A 14,960-nucleotide genomic window follows, 5' to 3' on the forward strand; every position below is an offset into this window, starting at 1 on the left:
GATTGAGATATTTATGAATACTCAAGCACAAAGCAGTATGCCTTTAACGGGCATCCTTTATTGTTATTGCTGTTGTTGAAGTAGCATAGTTATAGTTACTATGCAGTAATAATGTTGAATTAACTCAACATTCCCGGAGGATGAAAAAAGGAGCGGGGCATTTTTCTTTCTTTATTTACAGAAAGAAAAGGATATTTTATTTTATCGTTGTTGATAAACTTTACTGCAGGTAATACAGGAAAGAAAGATCTGGAAGAAAGAACAATATCATTGTTCTTGTTTTCAGATTGATTGTCGGCGTTTTTGTTACGTTCTTCCTGTTGCAGTTTTCGCATCATCTGGCATTTGCCGTTACAATGCATTTTAGGATTTGCTTTGTTTATACAAGTCTTGGCATAGCTGTTCGTATTCGTTAGGTAATCAGCCATAACCATTATGCCGCTAAAGCTTTGCATAAAAAGCGCTGCAAAAAATATGCATGCAATGAATTGACGATATAAGCTATCTGTTTTCAAAATTTCCGCGAAATTAATGGTGTTATGCCTGAAAATCACTTTTATGTCTGGTTATTTAACGGAATACTTTAAAAATTGGTTGCCACGAGGTAAAAAGCTTTTAAAGAACAGGGGTTTTCTTGTTCTTTATAAGTTCAGGATTTAAAATAGAAGTAAAAAATCTGTTCTTCCTGTAACCTTTTTAGCCATCGGTTACTCTATTTAAGTATAAAAACTAAAACAATGGAAAATATTCGTTCAAACCAGGCAATGCTGCCTACGTATAATTTATTGAGGATAACATTCAGTGTTGTGCCGATCGTTGCGGGGCTTGATAAGTTCACTAATATATTAACCAACTGGGAGCAATATTTAAATCCAAACATTACAGGTATCTTGCCATTTTCGCCTCATGTATTTATGATGATAGTAGGCGTTATTGAGATTATTGCAGGCGTTATTGTTTTTCGTAAAGCTGCTGTTGGAGCATTGATCGTAGCAGCATGGCTTACTTTGATTGCGCTGACATTGCTTGCAAGCGGGCATTTTTTAGATGTTGCTGTTAGAGACCTTGTAATGGCCATTAGTGCTTATTCATTAGCGCAACTATCTAAATTTGTACTATAATTTATTCATTGATGAAAGATGCAATGGAGCAATATTCAGATATTGAGATCATAAAGCGGGTGCTTGATGGAGAGCTGGGTTTGTTTGAGGTCCTTATTCGAAGGAATAACCCTGTTCTTTATAAAATAGGCAGAAGTTACGGCTATACGCATGAAGATACACAGGACCTGATGCAGGATACATTTGTAGATGCATATCGTAATCTTTCTGAGTTTGAAGGTCGTTCATCATTTAAAACGTGGACAAGCAGGATAATGTTGAATAACTGTTTTCATAAAAGGCAGAAATTCACTTTTAAAAATGAGATGCCTGCTGACATTAATGATAATTCAATTCCCATGTATTCAAACAATCAAAATAATCTTGCTTATCGCTCCATTATAACTAAAGAGCTAGGTGCTGTTATTGAAAATGCATTGCATGAATTAAATGTTGATTACAGGATGGTTTTTTCTCTTAGGGAAATAAATGGGTTTTCTGTTAAGGAGACAGCAGAGCTTTTGAGCATCAGTGAATCAAATGTAAAAACACGGCTTAATCGTGCCAAAACCATATTGCGTAAAGAAATAGAAAGATCGTATAAAGCAGAAGAGATCTATGAATTTAACCTTGTGTATTGTGATGCAATGGTGCAAAACGTAATGCAAAGATTAAAAAAACTTGCTGATGTTAAGGGTGAAAAGTAGCTGTAAATTTTATTTTACGTTTACATAATTTGTAAGACTACTTTTGCAGAAATAACAAATGAAAAAGAGAATAAAACGAACTATCCGGATCTCAAAATATGTAATTTATAAAGAGACATTAGTTGATTATAGAGAGCACTTTTGGTCTTTTGTCGGCGCTTTCTTTGGAATTGGTTTAATTGCTTTTCTTCATTCTCAATTTTTACCTACTCTTGAAAATGTCTTTCTCATTGGATCTTTTGGCGCATCCAGTGTTTTAATTTACGGCGCTATTCAAAGCCCGTTGGCACAACCACGTAATTTAATAGGAGGACATTTAGTATCTGCTATTACCGGCGTTACCGTATTCAAATTATGTCCAACTATTATCTGGCTATCGGCACCGTTGGCAGTATCATTGGCAATAGTTTTAATGCAGATAACAAAAACGCTTCATCCGCCCGGTGGCGCAACAGCATTAATAGCAATTATAGGAACAGAAAAAATAAAATCATTGGGGTATCTCTATGTTCTTTCCCCGGTTCTTACAGGAACGCTTATTCTTTTTATAACAGCATTGCTGTTTAATAATATGACCCCCAATAGAACTTATCCTACCAACAGCAGGTTTACAAGGTTTTTTAAAAAGAAATTGCTCACTAAGTAATTGTATAGATAAGATAATGTGGCATAAGTTTTCAGAAAATAATCCACATACCTGTTTATGCTGCAAGCTGTGTAACTCAATGTTTTATCTTCGCTGTTTAACAGAACAATGCATTTATGATTTGGTACGAAGAAGATGTTAAGGGCGCCGAGCTACAGAGAGGGAAGTTAGCTTATGAACCGGAAACAATTTTTTACGGCAGCTCTTCTATTCGTTTATGGAATACATTATATGAAGATTTCAAAGAGTATCGACCCATTAATTTAGGATTTGGTGGCTCTACATTGGCCGCATGCGATTGGTTTTTTGACAGACTATTAAAACCATTCAATCCCAAGCATATTGTATTTTATGCTGGCGACAATGACTTAGGTGATGGCAGAAGCCCGGAAGAAGTATTCATCTTTTTTGAACAGTTTGTTTGCTCTCTGCAAAGAGATTTTCCCGGAGTACCATTTTCTTTTATTTCGATCAAGCCAAGCATTGCCCGCTGGGATATCATTGATTCCATTCGTACTACCAACCAATTGATCAAAACATATATCAAAAACAATTCCTCATATTATTATTATGTGAACATTTTTGATAGCATGCTAACGCCGGAGGGTATGCCGGTACAAGATTTGTTTGATACAGATGGTTTGCATTTGAGCGTAAAAGGGTATGACGTGTGGAAGAGTATTCTGCAAAAACATTTAGCCACGATTCTTAAAGATTCAATAATATAAAAATATTCAGGGATGTCTTTTTTTTCTGTCACTTGCAAGCAAATGAAAAGACAATACTTGAAATGGTATAGTCCGTCATTAGGCAGAGACATGGAGCTGTTGCTGTTCGGGCATGCAGGTCCGCCGGTTATATTTTTCCCTACCAGAACCGCACGCTTTTACGATTATGAGAACTGGAAAATAATCGAAGCGCTTAAATCAAAAATTGAATCTGGCTTATTACAGGTTGTTTGTGTAGATAGCACGGATGCAGAAAGTTTTTATTCCGATGCACATCCTTCTTATAAAATAAAACGCTACCTCGATTACGAATCTTATATATTGTATGAAGTATTGCCTTTTGCAAAACGTATCAGCAGCTCATCGGATGTAATTGTTGCCGGTTGCAGCCTGGGTGGTTATCATGCAATGAATATAGCAATGAAACATCCTTCAGAGTTTTCTAAAGTGGTAAGCATGAGTGCCCGCTACGATCTTACTTTGTCTTCTCAGTGTTTTCCTGATCTGTTCAATGGCTATGTAGATGAAAATATCTATTACAATATGCCTTCCCGTTATTTGCCAAACCTTACAGACCCTAAAATATTGTCAGACATCCGTAAGCTAAACATAACTATTGCAGTTGGCAAGGAAGATCCCTTCTTTTATAATAATGAACATTTAAGTAAAACCTTTTTGGATAAAAACATCAAGCACGAGTGGTTTCACTGGGATGGAGAAGCGCACCGGTCCCGCTACTGGCGGCAAATGGTGAAATGGTATTTGTAAGCTCTCATAAATATCCACATTCATAGTGGACATCTTTCTTTAGCATACTAAAAGAACCTGCACAAACTGACTTATTTTTATTTAAGATAAACGTGCGAAGAATTGCAGTGTTTGAATCTCTCGCAGAAATTATTTCAACAAAAGAATTGACTTGGATATTATTCTGATAATAGCGCTAATGGCAGCAGGCATCTTATGCGGTTGGTTTTTGCATTTGTTTGTACAGCAATCTTATGCGAGGAAGAATAATAACAAGCAAGCTCCATCTTTAATAAAACCTGTTGTTGAAAAAACTCCTGTTGTAATTAATAAAGAAGTTAAGACTATCAATACTGAACACGAAGTACAAAAAGCTTTTTTACAACGATTGTGCAATACCTTAAACGCATTAACAGACGTTAATCAAATTCAGTCAGAGGGATGCAGATTGTTGGGAGAGTTCCTTAAAGTAAGCCGTGTTATTTATGCTGAAGTAAATGATGATGAAATAATAATTAACCAGGATTATAGAAATGGAGTTTCTTCTTTAGCAGGTTATTATCCCAAAGATGCATTTAATGAAAAGATACCTGTTGCGAATTTGAATGATGCTGCAATATTTGAAACGGATATTCTTTCTTCATCAAAAATTACTGAAACAGAAAAGAACGATTACCAGGCTGCCGGCATTGCTGCATATGTTTCTTATGCAATTGCAAAACAAGACAAGGTAGTAGCAAGCTTCGGCGTTCATAATGCAGAACCTCGTAACTGGACAAAGGAAGAAGTTGCATTGATTGAAGAAACTGCAGACAAAATTTATTTTGCGATTGAAAAAATAAAGATCAATGAAGCCTTACACAAAAGCGAAGCCCGATTGTATAATATCTTTCAAAGTTTGAATGCCGGTATTGCCGTGATCGATATCATGGGCAATATATCGCTCTCCAATAAAGAGATGCGGCGTTTTATGCCGAATGGTATTATTCCGTCAAGAGATAAAGAAACCATTAAACGCTGGAAAGCTTTTCGTGCAGATGGAAGACCCATTGAACCAAAAGATTTTCCAAGTAACAGAGCCATAAGAGGAGAGACTGTTTTACCCGGAATAGAAATGTTGTATATCCAGGAAGATGGTTGTGAGATATGGACTCGTGTGGCTTCAATACCTATAAAAGATAACAGGGGATTTGTTACAGAGGTGATCAGCGTGGTAACGGATATTAGCGAAGAGAAAAAATTAATAGAAGCATAAAAAAATCCTCTGCATTGCAGAGGATTTTTTTATTAAGAGTATCCTAACTGCTATTTAATAAACGAGCCTCTGTTCACTAAGCTTCCATCTGCATTGATTACTTTAATTGCATAAGCACCTTTTGCAAGATGACTTACATCTAATGGAATAGTATTGTTACCTGTTCTTAATGCTGCATTACTCAATAGCACCCTCTTGCCATTCATGTCATTTATTTGTATTGATATAGTACTGTTTTGTTGAGATACAATAACTACATTCAATAAGCTACTGGCAGGGTTTGGATAGACAATGATCTTGTTGGCAATTTCATCCCCTTTTATTAAAACTGTTTTGCTATAGCTGATACTATTATCAGCATTGAGCTGTTTTAAGCGATAATAATTATCTCCTGCAAAAGGATGCGCATCTACATCACTATAATTAAATAAAGAATTATTGTTTTGTGCTTTGGAAGTAATGAAATGCAGATCACTGAATACAATTCCATCCCTGCTATGTTGTACTTCAAATCCTTTATTATTTATTTCTGCAGCAGTTGACCAATAAAGAAGATTACTGTTGGCTTGTTTTTGCCCGTTGAAACTAAGGATGGTTACAGGCAATATAATACCGCTGAACTCATCTGCACCAATACTCGGACCAGCAAGACTTCTTGCATCTCCGTCAATATCATCTGTTACGCCAGCCAATACAATTCCTTTACTATATGCAGCGGAAGTTCCTGAAAGAATGTGAAGGTCTATGGTGCCGGCATCTCCCACAGGTGTTTTAAATTTAGGATCGCCGTATACACTATTTACATCACTACCAACCCAGCCATCACTATAGGTAGTTACATCTGACGTACCATCATTACCAAATACACCACCGGTACCATTGGCATAATATAGGTTGTTGCTTAATGTAAGAAAACCATTGCCGCTGTAAAACGTGGCTGCATAATGTTTTCCTGTAGCAGTATTATTAGAGCGGGCGTTTACAAAAATATTATTCACCACCGAATCATTAGGACTGGCAGTAGCAGCAGTTGCTCTTGTAAAAGCAGCCGTGTTTTGTACTCCGCCTATTGCCGCACCACCACCAATGTACACGCTATTATTATAGAAATTATTAGCATAAGTAACGGCTTTGGTTATTCCTCTTAATTGAAGCCCGGTAGTAATATCATTGCCGGCGCTATCAGCACCCAAACTAATCATATTGTTTATAAAATTAGCCGTGCCGCTTCCAACATAAATACCTGTAATAACGGCATTGGTATCAGCAGCAGTTAAAGAAAGCCTGCGGTGGAAGGAACAGATATTCCAGTTAAGGTAGTGCCATTCCCACTCCCGGTTGACTGGGATGCAGTAGATAAATTATAAATAGTGTTATTGGAAATAGTAGCAGCGGAATTGGTAACGTAAATACCTCTCATAGCTGCACCGCCGGCACCTGCATAGTTGTTATTTATATTAGCTATCAAATTATCGGTAATAGAAATAGCGGTACCGATGCTTACAGCAATTCCTAAAATACCTTGTGAAACACTTGGAGTAGAAGCTGTTGCCGCATTAATGCTGTTGGCTATGGTAGCACTGCCAATGGTATCTGCCATCACATTCACTCTTGCACCACCGGCTACAAAAACCCCGGAAAATTGTGGTGCATTATTAATATTTGAACCATTTACCGTAATACCGCTAATAACATTTTGGGTGATATTAATGGTATTGTTGGTACTGGCGGCATTATTAGTCCTTATCCCCATTAAACCACCCAGGCTGCCACCTGTAAATTTTATAGCCCCGGTTGAAGTATCTGAGCCTATCTTATTGGCAATGCAATTAAAATGCCCGCTGGTAAGGTTAATGCCTACAAAAGCAGTATTGGAAGTACTGTTTGTGGTAAAACTAATATTCGTAATTATATTGTTTGCAATATAATTGGTATCGCCTATGCCGGTAGTAACATCTATACCGGTAAATGTAGCGATTCCAGTATGTGTATACGCAGTGCTTCCGGCATGGGGTGCGCTACCACCAATATAATTACCGGTAATAATAAAACCACTCCCCGTACTATCATTGCCGGCACTTTGGAGAATGGAGATAGCAGCGGCTAGTTGAGTAGAACTCGCTGCTCTGGATGCTGTTTGATAAAAACTATTATTGGTAATCTTCCAGGCATTGCTGCCGGTATTTAATTGGATGCCTGCAACCGGATCCTTGCTTTTGCCGAAATCGTAGATATTGCAATTGTCAATAACGTCATTATCATTATAGCCGGCAATGGTACCTGTTGATCCATACGAAACAATACAGTAGCCGAGTGTTGATGAGGACGAGTGTATATTACAATAAGAAATAGTATCGTTATCATTGCCGGCAAGGGTAGAAGCATTGGCCGTACCAAAGAAAACAACACCGTTTGATATGGAGGAGCCTGAAATTTGGGTACTTCCCCCTTTTAGCTCACAATAAGTGATCTTATTATTACTTGCATCATTAGTGAAGCGGATAATGGTACCAGTTGATGCTGTACTTGTAAGCGTTAATTGTGACGTGCTGCCTGTACCGCCGGCCCGCCCGTCAATAGTTAAATACTGAATGCCATTAAGGGCTATTATATTAGTAGTACTACCACTGCCGGAGATAATCAATCCTGTTGCACCGGCAGCGGGGCGTATGGTTAATGTTTTGGAAGCCGTAATACAGCTATTCGTGGAGAAGGTAATAGGGAATGTTTCGCCGGTGCTAACATAATCACTCTGTAATTCCAATATGGTTTTACCTCCTATACCATTGGTATTAATATAGGTTGATGCGGCTGTAAGCGTAGCAAACCCTGCGGGTGATGCAGGTGCTGTTGGTCCTATAGGTATTGTACCGCTAAGGATGCCGCAGCTTTGGGAAAATGTGGTGCTTGTAACCAATAATAATAACGATGCCATGATAGCAGATAACCGGGCAATAAAGTTTTTCATTTGCAGAGAGTGTTTTGGTTTGTTTTTCGTTTGTTATTGGGATAAGCTTGACTTTTATCAAAGCAATCTCTGAATAATAATTAATTATTAGGGTAAAATATTATCCTCATAACGTGGAAAAGATGGATTTAAAGACAACAACTAACGGGTTAGGATATCCTGGTTATACTTATTCCTTTGTAATCTATATAAAAGCTACATTATTTCTTGAAGTGATGGTTCATACATCCGGAAATAGTGCTCCATACATCCGGAAGTAATGTCGATTCCATGATCAACTCAATAAGCATACGTTGTAAAGTATATGCGATTCCATATTTTGCCTATTCCTCATCTTTAAACAACCTATTGCTCACCACTTACCCAACAGGGTATCCATACATCATTCAGAGGTGCGTATTACATGAATAAGATAATAGCCACCTGTATACAATGTATGTGCCACCACTTTGTGATGTATGCCCCACTATTTCAATACCGTATCGTCATGCAGCAGCAACCTATTCTCCATAGGTGTTGCACGTATTCCCCCTACCTATAACAGGATGATAATAACTGAATTAAATAAAAATGCCCGTTATAAAAACGGGCATACAATAAAAAACACCTATGAAACCTCAGGTATTATCAGCAGGTGTATCAGGCGTATCACCATCGCCGCTATTATTATTTGTTTTAAAGAATGGTAATAGATCATTATACTTAGTTTCCCAGCCGGCACCTGCATCTCCTGTTTCCATACGGTACTTTACATAATTGTAATCTGTACGGGCAGCATTGTAAGCATCATAATCATGCGTAATACGGATATTATCAAATATCAAAGTACCTTCTGCCATATTGCTTATAAATTTTGCAGCAAAGGTTCTGTCCTCCCAATCAGCCCTGGTTTCTACATAATCCACTTCCGGGCAATTAAGATGTGGCTGGTTTTCATCGTATTCCAGTATTTTCATTACTACCAGCTTGTTTTGCTCGGCAACACTGCCATATTTCTTTCGTTCTTCAGGAGTAAGATTTTTCTTTTTGGTTTCAAGTATCTGGCGGATGGCAGCCCAATGTTGATTCATAGTGTCCTTTTCCTGCTGGGTAAAATGTACGTTGTTTAAATTGGTGATCATGGTACTATAGTTTTTAAAAATTAGAAAATACGGTTAAAGAAATTTGTTTAGCCAAATGTAAAGGCTTGGAGTAATAGGAAGGAGGGAGATGTGTAAAATACCGATGAAATGTCAAGTAGTTTTTTATATGGTTGAATGATACCTGAAGCAAGTAATAAAAATTGCACATAAAAAATCCCCTGCAGCTGCAGAGGAAATTATTTAATAAGAAGAGCAGGTTGTTGTTTATTTAATAAACGAAGCGGTGTTCGTCGATCCGCCATCAGCGCTAATGATTTTTATTGCATAAGCACCTTTTGTTGATCCCGGTTAAGCCTAAGTTGTTTTTAAATCGATTAGTTGATGACTATCTTTTTATAACCGTTAATTGACCTCAGCATATAAACCCCTTTTGCATACTTGCTTACATTAATGGATTGCAGTCCCACTGACAATTGTGTATGTAAAAGAATTTGCCCGTTTATATTCATGAGCGTTATTGCTGATGGTGCATTTACTTGTAGCTGCAATATATTATTGGTTATAGGATTACTGCTTATCAAATCAATATCCGTTTTTAATGTATTCAATGCTACAGCTTGTATAGTGCTGTATTTAATGCTGCCGTCTTTACCTGTTGCTATAATGCGATAATAGTTTAATCCTTGCGCCGGAGAAGTATGCAGGTAAGTATAATCCTCGGCTACTGTTGCAGTTATTGTAGATAAATTCTTCCAGCTTTTACCATCGGTACTATATTGTACAGTATAGCTATGTATGTTTTCTTGCTGTGAAATATCCCATGCCAACGATACATTTTTTTGATCGGCTACTGATGCATTAAAAGAAACCCATGTTAACGGAAGTATTACAGAGCTGACTTTCTTGGCAAAAAATCCACCTGAATTATAAAAAACATAAGGAGTGCTGCTATTATCCAATGCTATCGATGTAATGTCAACGGTGCCTGCCGAGAGCCCGGCACTTCCAACAGTAATCCAGTTGGTTCCGTTGTATTTCATTACCGTAGCTTTATTTCCATTGGCGGCATCTACATAAGAAACAAAAGGAGTTCCGCCGGCATCTACTGCCAGTGAAATATAGGTAGCAGCACCCGTTGAAAAGCCTTGTGCGCCAACTATTGACCAGCTTCCTCCGCTGTATTTCATTACAGTAAGCTTACCCGAAACGCCATCCTGGAAAGCAGCATAAGGTATGCTGTCGTTTGCCAGGATAAATGTTCCCCATCCTGTTGCATTGGGTGAAACAGCGGTACCGCCAACGGGCACCCAATTGGTGCCATTATATTTCATTACGGTAAGTTTATTTCCGTTACCCGCATCCTGGTACCCGATATAAGGGGTATTTCCATTAATAGTGTCAACAGCTATACAAGTAGCATAAGCGGCTCCGGCAGTAAAATTAGCTGTGCCTACAACCGACCAGGTGCTGCCATTATATTTCATTACAGTGCCTTTATTGCTATGGGCGGCATCTCCAAAAGCAACATATAAGGTATTGTCGGAGGCTATTGCTAAAGATTCATAATAAGCCTGGCCCGGTGTAAAACCAGCAGTGCCAACTGTTGACCAACTGGTGCCATCAAATTTTGCCACTGTAGTTTTGTTGCCATTGCCTCCATCATCATATATTACGTAAGGCGTGTTGTCATTACTTATTTTGATGGAAGGATAATCAATTGATGCGCTTGTAAACCCGGGCACACCAACAACTGACCAAACACCATTACTATATTTCTGTACGGTCAACTTTCGGTTAAAATATGCATCCTCGTATGCAACATAAATATTGCCGTTCTTATCCACCGCCGGTGATATCCGTGAAAATACATTACCGGCAGAAATGGGTGGTAATGCGCCAACCGTTGTATTCCAAGTGCCGAATGTGAATTTTTTTACTACTGCCTTGTTATTATATCCTTCATCAATATACCCGATATAAACATTGTTACCGGGATCTATTGCTACTGAAGGATAATCTACTCCACCTACGCTAAAGCCGGCAGTACCAAGAACGGACCATGAGCTGCTATTGTATTTCATTACGGTAGCCTTAAAACCATTTTCTTCATCATTATATCCCATATAAAGATTATTGTTTTTATCAATTGCCAAGGTAGTATAGCCACCCACAGAGTATGAAGTAAAACCTTGCGCACCTACTGTTGTCCAAGTGCCGCTGCTGTACTTCATTACAGTGGCTTTGCCGTCAGCATTGGCATCCCAAAAAGCAACATAAGGATTATTGTTATTATCAATAGCCATCGAAATAAAATCTGCTTCGCTTCCGGAAAATCCTTCGCTACCCACTGTTGTCCAACTACCACTGCTAAACTTCTTTACTGTGGATCCATAAGACGCATTTCCATCCTGGTAGGCAATGTAAGGAGTACCGTCTTTTGCTACAGCAACCGCTATGTAAGATGCCTGATCATCCGAAAAATTTGCACTACCTACTGTTGTCCAGCTGCCACTGCTAAATTTCATTACGGTAGCCTTGTAATCATCTTCGCAATACCCTACATAAGGGGTATTACTGGTGGTATCAAAAGCTAATGAGATATAAGAAGCCTGGTGTGCCGAAAATCCTGCACTGCCTACTATTACCCAACTGCTGCCATTGTATTTCATTACAGTAGTTTTACTGCTATTACCATTATCGCTATAGGCTACATAAGGAACGCCGGTTTTATCCAGTGCCAAGGAAATATTATTGTTACTGCCCGAAGAAGAAAACCCTTCGCTACCTACTATTGCCCAGGCGGAGCCATTGTATTTTGATACGGTTAGTTTATTGCTATAACCACCGTCTGTATAAGCTATGTATATATTACCGTTAGCATCTATTGCAGTAGATGAGTAATTGGAATTAACATTGTAACAAGGTTGAGCAAAATCATCGGGACCTGCCGCCTGCCATGTTTGAGCATAAGAAAAATGCAATGAGCAAATAAATAGAGTTGCAAAAACTATTCTTTTGTAGCAAACTTGTTTTATAAAAATGAAAGGCTTTAACATTGGAGGTATTTAAGTTGAGAATTGATTGGGTACTAAGATAGCTTTAGCACTTTGGCTTATAAAGAAATACTTATCAAGGGATGTGGATTAGAACAACTTTAAAATTTATCAGAGAATCAGGAAGGAGCGTTTTTAGTGAGATAAAATATTCGCCTGTCTAGCTATTGCCAATCCCAATGTTGTAGGTAGCCTTTCTTTGTCTTATTGTTATTGTGTTGGAAAACATTGTGGGCCAACTGCACCACCACCATATTCTAAAACAAGTTTATCGTTATAAAGAATATAAGTACAACTGTCATTGTATTTGGACTTCATACTATCTGGAATTGAATTGTCAAATAGATTATAATAATATTTACCTAAGCAACTTCTCTGATAGCCAATGTTGCAAGGCTCACCATTGCTTACCGAAATGATGTACCTTTTCAAATCTTCAATTTCTTTCCTTTTTGAATTGTAGTTATTGATTAAATCAGCCTTGGAATAAATTTTCCCGTCACAAAAATCAAACGAGGAAAATGTGTAGTATATAAAACCGAAAAAGCATAAAAGTCCCACAAACAATGTTATTAATATCGACTTTACTGTCTTGTTAACTTTCATTTGGAATAGTCTGTTGGATAAGGTTGCCTACAACTCATAAATATATATACTTTCTTGGACCGAAAAGTATTGTCTTACCTAGCTGGTTGCCGATCGCTTTAATGCCAGCCCCACTAACAATAAGTTTTAAGAATAAAAAAATCCCCTGCAACTGCAGGGGATAATTATTTGTAGCGAGGAGTAGTTCAATATCTAACCAGTTTATAACTGACTTAATTAAGATTTATCAGCTAGGGATTTACTTAAAAGTGAATGGTACTTTAAGCAGTTGACAGGAAGTCAGAAAGCAGGCTTTCTATCAAATTCCTATGTTCTAACCAATTCTTTTGGATAATTTTATTTATATCCTCACAATATTCATCATATAAAAACGGTTTACTGAATCCTTTCAATAGACTCATTTGTTTAGTCTCTGTAAGAATTATGCTTGCGGCGGTTAAATTTATACGCAATAAAGAATCTATCTTATATAATCCTTGAGGTGGTTTTTTCATAGTATCAACATAGGCAGCTCCATTATTGAGCAATCTCTCTATCCAAAACCCTCGAATTCCCTCAATTTGCTCTTTATCTAAGACACTATGGACAGTATGAGTTCTTGGTTTTATATCTACATAAATGGCATCGGTATTTTCATCGAATTGCTTTATTGTGGGGTCGACAATAATTTTACTATAATCTTCGAGTTTTATCCAATAATGAGGAGTATTGATATAATTTATATCATTATACTTTCCTGCTACTAAGGAATTCCTAAAACCGTTATTATGTAAATGAATTGATAAAGGATAACATACAGTAAAACAATTACCCCTTAGCATGGAATTACCAAGAGTTTTGTCTGTAAATGTTTTCGATAATGCCTTTATTTGGCTTTTTTGTTCTTTTGTAATTTGTTGCATTAGACTGCAATAAGTTGTTTCACAAATTGTTCCACTTCATTACGGATTAACTTGACCATTAATAATTACTCCTTTGAAAGAATCAAAAATAAAAATTCTGTCAAACGCTGTTAAATGATTGGGCAAACTGTCTAAGTTAATATTGAAGCTTGATATTGAACTTGCTCCATCAATAACAATGAGCAACCAACATTTATTTATGTTTTTAGTAGCTTTGTACACGGTGATTTTTTCTTCCTTTTTCATAATCGTTTGTAGGAGTGTATCCGTGCTTAAATCCGCTAGCCAATAGTTTTCCCATAAGGTTAATTCCAATGTGGAATGTTGATTCCAAAGAATATCCTCAATAAAATCGGGCTTGGGGATATGCTTATTGTTTGCCATGGCAAGAATACACTCACATATAGAATTAATGAGTTGTTCCCGTTTAGTAGTTAGTTTTTCTCTGATTTTATCTGGAATAATGATAACATTAAAAAGACCCTTTAAAGTCGAGCTTCTTTTAGCTATCGTCTGCTCACATTTTTTAAATATTTTTCTTATCGTTTTAATTTCAGCGACTACAGTATCATCATAAATTCCCGTAAGCTCAACACCAATCGATTCACTCTTACATTCGATAATAAAATCAGGTTGTTCTTCACATTCAACCACTCTAATATCTTGATTTAAAAAGTAGAGAAATTTACCCAAATCAATAAGTTCAAGCAACTTTTTATTGCTTTCCTTAGTATTCTTATTTTTCAGGCTATCATAAAAAGGATTTATCAGCTCTTTTATTTTTAAAATCTGATTGTCCATTTCCTTTATTTGAGCAAAGTCTTCATCAGAAAGGCTAATCAACGAAGGGTGAGTGTTTAACATTTTAGCAATTATAATGCGAATGCCTTCTTCTGGATTTTCTCCTGATATTTTACCAACAAACCTACGAATCATATAAAGATTATAATTGATTCTATAATTTACAAAATATATATTAATGGCGCATTCTGATCCTATTTATACGTCTAAATTACTATTCGTAAGAAATAAATGTTGGAGAACCCAAAAAATGGCCCTACTTTTGTTCTTAACTTATAAGTTAAGTTGATTGTTAAGATAATACCATTACTATCCTTACAATTCGAAAAGGTGCATTATTATACTGTACAGTTCGAAAATAAAGA

The 14,960-nt window shown here is 37.0% G+C and carries 14 protein-coding genes; 7 read left to right on the forward strand and 7 right to left on the reverse strand.

Features of this window, described 5'->3' with window-relative positions; translation table 11 throughout:
* Nucleotides 1-119 precede the first annotated feature (119 nt).
* Nucleotides 120-428 (reverse strand): hypothetical protein, encoded by a 309-nt coding sequence (locus tag K9M53_RS03260; RefSeq protein ID WP_224017955.1) that lies wholly within the window; start codon nt 426-428, stop codon nt 120-122.
* Between the two features lie 309 nt (nt 429-737).
* Here K9M53_RS03260 and K9M53_RS03265 point away from each other — a divergent pair, with 309 nt between their 5' ends.
* The 6 genes from K9M53_RS03265 (at nt 738) to K9M53_RS03290 (ending at nt 5,183) form a co-directional block, all read left to right on the forward strand.
* Nucleotides 738-1,121 carry a hypothetical protein gene (locus K9M53_RS03265; protein WP_224017957.1) on the forward strand — a complete coding sequence of 128 codons (384 nt, stop codon included), beginning with the start codon at nt 738-740 and terminating at the stop codon, nt 1,119-1,121.
* Nucleotides 1,122-1,132: 11 nt separating this feature from the next.
* The gene (locus tag K9M53_RS03270) at nt 1,133-1,807 is read left to right on the forward strand and encodes a sigma-70 family RNA polymerase sigma factor (protein ID WP_224017960.1); all 675 of its coding nucleotides are present in this window, start codon (nt 1,133-1,135) and stop codon (nt 1,805-1,807) included.
* Nucleotides 1,808-1,865: 58 nt separating this feature from the next.
* A complete protein-coding gene (locus K9M53_RS03275) occupies nt 1,866-2,453 on the forward strand; it encodes an HPP family protein (protein ID WP_224017962.1) in 588 nt (195 codons plus the stop codon).
* 116 nt (nt 2,454-2,569) lie between these two features.
* On the forward strand, nt 2,570-3,181 hold the full coding sequence (locus K9M53_RS03280; RefSeq protein WP_224017964.1) for a GDSL-type esterase/lipase family protein: 612 nt from the start codon (nt 2,570-2,572) through the stop codon (nt 3,179-3,181).
* Between the two features lie 42 nt (nt 3,182-3,223).
* Nucleotides 3,224-3,949, forward strand: coding sequence for an esterase family protein (locus K9M53_RS03285; protein ID WP_224017966.1), 726 nt, complete (start codon nt 3,224-3,226; stop codon nt 3,947-3,949).
* 178 nt (nt 3,950-4,127) lie between these two features.
* Entirely contained in the window at nt 4,128-5,183 is a 1,056-nt protein-coding gene (locus tag K9M53_RS03290; RefSeq protein WP_224017968.1) for a GAF domain-containing protein, read from the forward strand.
* A gap of 50 nt (nt 5,184-5,233) precedes the next feature.
* Here K9M53_RS03290 and K9M53_RS03295 read toward each other — a convergent pair whose 3' ends face one another.
* The gene (locus K9M53_RS03295; protein WP_224017970.1) at nt 5,234-6,385 is read right to left on the reverse strand and encodes a T9SS type A sorting domain-containing protein; all 1,152 of its coding nucleotides are present in this window, start codon (nt 6,383-6,385) and stop codon (nt 5,234-5,236) included.
* Between the two features lie 71 nt (nt 6,386-6,456).
* Entirely contained in the window at nt 6,457-8,151 is a 1,695-nt protein-coding gene (locus K9M53_RS03300) for a beta strand repeat-containing protein (protein ID WP_224017972.1), read from the reverse strand.
* Between the two features lie 122 nt (nt 8,152-8,273).
* Here K9M53_RS03300 and K9M53_RS03305 point away from each other — a divergent pair, with 122 nt between their 5' ends.
* Nucleotides 8,274-8,411, forward strand: coding sequence for a hypothetical protein (locus tag K9M53_RS03305; protein ID WP_224017974.1), 138 nt, complete (start codon nt 8,274-8,276; stop codon nt 8,409-8,411).
* Nucleotides 8,412-8,768: 357 nt separating this feature from the next.
* Here K9M53_RS03305 and K9M53_RS03310 read toward each other — a convergent pair whose 3' ends face one another.
* The 4 genes from K9M53_RS03310 to K9M53_RS03325 form a co-directional block, all read right to left on the reverse strand.
* Entirely contained in the window at nt 8,769-9,272 is a 504-nt protein-coding gene (locus tag K9M53_RS03310) for a hypothetical protein (protein WP_224017976.1), read from the reverse strand.
* A 335-nt stretch (nt 9,273-9,607) separates the two neighbouring features.
* Nucleotides 9,608-12,289, reverse strand: a complete 2,682-nt coding sequence (locus tag K9M53_RS03315; RefSeq protein ID WP_224017978.1) for a T9SS type A sorting domain-containing protein — start codon at nt 12,287-12,289, stop codon at nt 9,608-9,610.
* Between the two features lie 863 nt (nt 12,290-13,152).
* Nucleotides 13,153-13,794: a hypothetical protein gene (locus tag K9M53_RS03320; RefSeq protein ID WP_224017980.1), complete on the reverse strand. Its 642-nt coding sequence runs from the start codon at nt 13,792-13,794 to the stop codon at nt 13,153-13,155.
* Nucleotides 13,795-13,833: 39 nt separating this feature from the next.
* The gene (locus K9M53_RS03325; protein WP_224017981.1) at nt 13,834-14,730 is read right to left on the reverse strand and encodes a hypothetical protein; all 897 of its coding nucleotides are present in this window, start codon (nt 14,728-14,730) and stop codon (nt 13,834-13,836) included.
* Nucleotides 14,731-14,960 lie beyond the last annotated feature (230 nt).

The organism is Ferruginibacter albus, from assembly GCF_020042285.1.
Taxonomy (GTDB): Bacteria; Bacteroidota; Bacteroidia; order Chitinophagales; family Chitinophagaceae; genus Ferruginibacter; species Ferruginibacter albus.